The sequence below is a fragment of the Caulobacter sp. 17J65-9 genome, assembly GCF_010975005.1.
Classification (GTDB): domain Bacteria; phylum Pseudomonadota; class Alphaproteobacteria; order Caulobacterales; family Caulobacteraceae; genus 17J80-11.
This window is the reverse complement of sequence record NZ_JAAIVC010000248.1, coordinates 1-3,873: the sequence shown is the minus strand read 5'-3', so window position 1 is coordinate 3,873 and position 3,873 is coordinate 1. Positions and strand designations below refer to the sequence as shown.

The window sequence follows — 3,873 nt, the reverse complement described above, 5'->3', positions numbered from 1 at the left end:
CGACCAGGCCGCCGAGGGGCTGGAGGCCGCCCGCGAGCGGGTCGAGCAGGTGCGCCTGCTGGGCTTCGACCTGCCGTCGACCGGCCTGCCGGCCGGGCGCGCGGTGCTCAGCTTCGACCACGCCGGCTGGAGCAACGGCGAACGACGCGTGCTGTCGCCGTTGTCGTTCGCGCTCAACGGGCCCGAGCGCGTGGCGGTGACCGGCCCGAACGGGGCGGGCAAGACCACCCTGCTGAAGCTCGCCTGCGGCGCGCTGGCGCCGACCGAGGGCCGCGTGCAGCGCCCGGTTTCGGCGGCGCTGCTGGACCAGCATGGCGACGCCCTGACGCCCGGCCTGACCCTTGTCGAGAACTTCCGCCGCCTGAACCCGGGCGGGACCGACAACCAGGCCCGCGCGGCCCTGGCCCGCTTCCTGTTCCGGGCCGAGGCCGGCCTGCGCACGCCTGAGACGCTGAGCGGCGGCGAGCGCCTGCGCGCGGCCCTGGCCTGCGCGCTAGGTGGCGATCAGCCGCCGCAGCTGCTGATGCTGGACGAGCCGACCAACCACCTCGACCTCGATTCCGTGCAGGCGGTGGAGCGCGCGCTGGCGGCCTATGACGGGGCGCTGCTGGTGGTCAGCCACGATCCGGATTTCCTGGAGGCGATCGGGGTGCAACGGGAGATCGCGCTCGCGCGCGGGTGAGCGCCGCGCGCGCATCCTTCGCGCCGCTGGGACGTTGCCTTTGCGGGCTGTTCGCAATGCGCCGCCCACGGGCGGCCGGCAGGAAACGCCGCCATGACCCACGGACTGACGTCGGCCGATATCGAGGCGCACTGGCCGCGACCGGAGGTGCGCCGGATTTCCGTAAAGGACCTGCGCGGGGTGCTGACCGCCGGCTGGCGGGACTTCAAGGCCGCGCCGACCCAGCTGCTGCTGCTGGGCGCCATCTACGCGGTGATCGGCCTGATCGCCGCCCGCGTCGCTTTCGGCGCGAAGCTTTTGCCCATGCTCTATCCGCTGGTCGCGGGCTTGGGTCTGGTCGGGCCGTTCCTGACCGTGGGCTTCTGCGAGCTCAGCCGCCGGCGCGAGCACGGCCTGCCGGTGTCCTGGCGCAACGTGTTCGACGTGTTCGGCTCGTCCTCGGTCGGCGCGATCTTCGGCCTGGGCGCGGTGCTGCTCGGAATCTTCGTGCTGTGGGTGGGCGCGGCCGCGTCGGTCTACGCCGCCACCTTCGGTGCGGCGCCGGTCACCCACATGGACTTCCTGGGCCGGCTGTTCACGACGCCCGAGGGCTGGCGCCTGGTGGTGCTGGGCAACGCCGTGGGCCTGCTGTTCGCCGTGGTGGTGCTCAGCCTCACCGTCGTGGCCTTCCCGGTGCTGATCGACCGGCACGTCGGCCCGTTCGTGGCCGTCGAGACCTCGCTGCGGGTGATGCGCGCCAACCCCGGACCGATGGCGGTCTGGGGCCTGATCATCCTGGTGGCGCTGGCCTTGGGCTCGCTGCCGCTGTTCGTCGGTCTGGCGGTGGTGGTCCCGGTGCTGGGCCACGCCACCTGGCACCTCTATCGCCGCACCGTGGTCTGGGAAGACGCGCGGCTGTGAGCCGGCCTCAGGCCTGCTTGTTCAGCGCCACCGCGCGGCTGTCGCCGACCGTCGCGCGGGCGCCGGGGCCATAGCCGGTCCCGGCCGCCCGGGCCGAGGCGACCTCGCGCGCGACCGTCTGCACCAGGCCTTCGGTGATGGCCTTGGCGGCGGCCAGGGCGTGCGAGTGGCGCTCCAGCATGGTCTCGAACGCGCGGGTGACCTCGACCAGTTGAAGACGCAGCGCCTTGGGCGCGCCGGCGACCAGGTCGGGATTGGCCTTCACCCGCATCGACTCGTGCCGGTACAGGTTGGCCAGCCGGCCGGTCTCTTCCAGGCCCGCGGCGGCGTCCTGAGGACGGCGCGCCTCGAACAGGGCGGCTTCCTCGGCCAGGCGGCCGGTCAGCTGCTCGGTGAGGGCGATAAGCTGTTGCACGCGGTCGGCGGCGTCGATGGCGGCGAGGGTCACTGGTCCAATCCCTGGAGCTTGAGGAGGTCGCGGGTGACGGAGTCGGCCAGGCCCACCCCGCCGGCCTTCACCGTCTGCTTGGCCATGGCGTCGACCAGAAACGACTTGAACGCCGCCTCGCCCTGGCCGCCGCCGAACGGGCCGTCGGTCTCCAGGCTGGAGAACACCGGCTGCAGCAGGGCCGACAGGAAGGTCGCCTCGAAGTCCTCGGCGGCCTTGCGGACGTCGGCGGGGACGGCGGTCTTCGACGCCGTCGCGCCGCGCACGCCCTGCAGCACGTCCAGCGGAAGGGACGAGGCGGAGAGGCTGCTCATCACATCACCTCGATGTCGGCTTGCAGCGCGCCGGCGGCCTTCACCGCCTGCAGGATGGAGATCATGTCGCGGGGCGTGACGCCCAGCTTGTTCAGGCCGTCCACCAGGGTCGACAGCGACGCGCCCGACTGGATCACCATCATCTGGCGGCCGGTCTCCTCCGAGACGCTGACGTCCGAGCGCGGCGCGACGGCGGTCTGGCCCTGGGAGAAGGGGGCCGGCTGGCTGATCTGCGGGGTCTCCTGCACCGAGATGGTCAGGTTGCCCTGGGCGATGGCGACCTTGGACAGGCGCACGTTCTCGCCCATCACCACCACGCCGTTGACCTCGTCGATCACCACCTTGGCCGGGGCGTCGACCTCGACGTTCAGCTGCTCGACGGCGGTGAGGAAGGCGACCATGTCGGCGCCGGCTGGCGCGCGCAGGGCGACGATGGTCGGGTTCTGGGCGGCGGCCGAGCCCGGGAAGCGGGCGTTGACCGCGTCGGCGATGTGGCGGGCGGTGGTGAAGTCCGGATTGCGCAGGGTCAGCCGCACCTCCGGCAGGGAGGCCAGCGCGAACTGCACCTCGCGCTCGACCGTGGCGCCCGAGGCGATGCGGCCGGCGGTCGGCACGCCCTTGGTCACCGACGAGCCGGAGGCGCCCGAGGCCGAGACCGAGCCGGTCTGCACCGTGCCCTGGCCGACCGCATACGCCTGGCCGTCGGCGCCCATCAGCGGCGTGACCAGCAGGGTGCCGCCCAGCAGGCTCTTGGCGTCGCCCAGGGCCGAGACCGACACGTCGATGCGCGAGCCGGCCGCGGCGAAGGCCGGCAGTTCGGCGGTGACCATCACGGCCGCGGCGTTCTTGGTGTTCAGGTTGGCGTCGCGGGTGTTGACCCCCAGCCGCTCCAGCATGGCCTCGAGGCTCTGCTTGGTGAAGGGCGAATTGCGCAGGCTGTCGCCGGTGCCGTTCAGACCGACGACGATGCCGTAGCCGACCAGCTGGTTTTCGCGCACGCCCTCGACGTCGACGATGTCCTTGATGCGCGATCCGGCGTGGGCCGGGGCGCAGGCCAGGCTCAGCGCCAGGGCGGCGAGAGCGGTGCGGACGAAGGTGCGAAGCATGACGCGGCGCCTGTTAAGCATGAATGCTGTGGACGGAGATGCGATATCCGTGCCACCCGGCTCGGGCTGCAAAGGCTTGTCTCGCAAGGGTTTGGAGTCGGGTTTGGGCGGCGCCTCGCGCCGGGCGGCAAGATTTGCCTGCTCGTTAAGAAACGGGTTACGCAGGGGCGGAACACTCTGGATCCAGAGAGTCTCTCGGGGGCTTTGCGTCGCATGAAGATCAACGGCACGGGCGGACCTTCTTCCGCGGGCGCGTCGCGCCCGTCGCGCACCAGCGCGGGCGGCGGTTTCAGCGTCGGCTCGGCCGGCGAGAGCCGCGAGAGCGCGCCGTCGGCCAAGGCCGGCGCCGTGGGCGGCGTCAGCTCCGTCGACGCCTTGCTGGCCCTGCAGGCGACCGAAGGGCCGCTGGAGCGCCGCCGGCGC

General features: G+C 72.3%; 6 protein-coding genes. 3 read left to right on the top strand and 3 right to left on the bottom strand.

Annotated features, from left to right (window positions below; translation table 11 throughout):
* Both G3573_RS20690 and G3573_RS20685 read left to right on the top strand, forming a co-directional pair.
* Nucleotides 1-682 (top strand): ATP-binding cassette domain-containing protein (locus tag G3573_RS20690; RefSeq protein WP_163263546.1); only part of this gene is annotated, 682 nt, incomplete at its 5' end.
* 93 nt (nucleotides 683-775) lie between these two features.
* Nucleotides 776-1,582, top strand: a complete 807-nt coding sequence (locus G3573_RS20685) for a DUF2189 domain-containing protein (RefSeq protein ID WP_163263545.1) — start codon at nucleotides 776-778, stop codon at nucleotides 1,580-1,582.
* A 7-nt stretch (nucleotides 1,583-1,589) separates the two neighbouring features.
* On the opposite strand, the gene G3573_RS20680 is transcribed toward G3573_RS20685, so the two are convergent.
* Genes G3573_RS20680 through G3573_RS20670 form a run of 3 tightly spaced genes read right to left on the bottom strand, consistent with a single transcriptional unit; the run spans nucleotide 1,590 to nucleotide 3,450 of the window.
* Nucleotides 1,590-2,030, bottom strand: coding sequence for a flagellar basal body protein (locus G3573_RS20680; protein WP_163263544.1), 441 nt, complete (start codon nucleotides 2,028-2,030; stop codon nucleotides 1,590-1,592).
* Nucleotides 2,027-2,344, bottom strand: coding sequence for a rod-binding protein (locus G3573_RS20675; RefSeq protein WP_163263543.1), 318 nt, complete (start codon nucleotides 2,342-2,344; stop codon nucleotides 2,027-2,029). The genes G3573_RS20680 and G3573_RS20675 overlap by 4 nt, the downstream gene beginning before the upstream one ends.
* Nucleotides 2,344-3,450 carry a flagellar basal body P-ring protein FlgI gene (locus tag G3573_RS20670; protein ID WP_163263542.1) on the bottom strand — a complete coding sequence of 369 codons (1,107 nt, stop codon included), beginning with the start codon at nucleotides 3,448-3,450 and terminating at the stop codon, nucleotides 2,344-2,346. The genes G3573_RS20675 and G3573_RS20670 overlap by 1 nt, the downstream gene beginning before the upstream one ends.
* 213 nt (nucleotides 3,451-3,663) lie before the next feature.
* Here G3573_RS20670 and G3573_RS20665 point away from each other — a divergent pair.
* Nucleotides 3,664-3,873, top strand: a 210-nt coding sequence (locus tag G3573_RS20665; RefSeq protein ID WP_276208763.1) for a flagellar assembly protein FliX, incomplete at its 3' end; no start/stop codon positions are given.

What these genes read in the sequence shown, in the direction of transcription:
- G3573_RS20670 (WP_163263542.1), bottom strand. Translation starts at nt 3,450, where the DNA reads ATGCTTCGCACCTTCGTCCGCACCGCTCTCGCCGCCCTGGCGCTGAGC.
- G3573_RS20685 (WP_163263545.1), top strand. Translation starts at nt 776, where the DNA reads ATGACCCACGGACTGACGTCGGCCGATATCGAGGCGCACTGGCCGCGA.
- G3573_RS20675 (WP_163263543.1), bottom strand. Translation starts at nt 2,344, where the DNA reads ATGAGCAGCCTCTCCGCCTCGTCCCTTCCGCTGGACGTGCTGCAGGGC.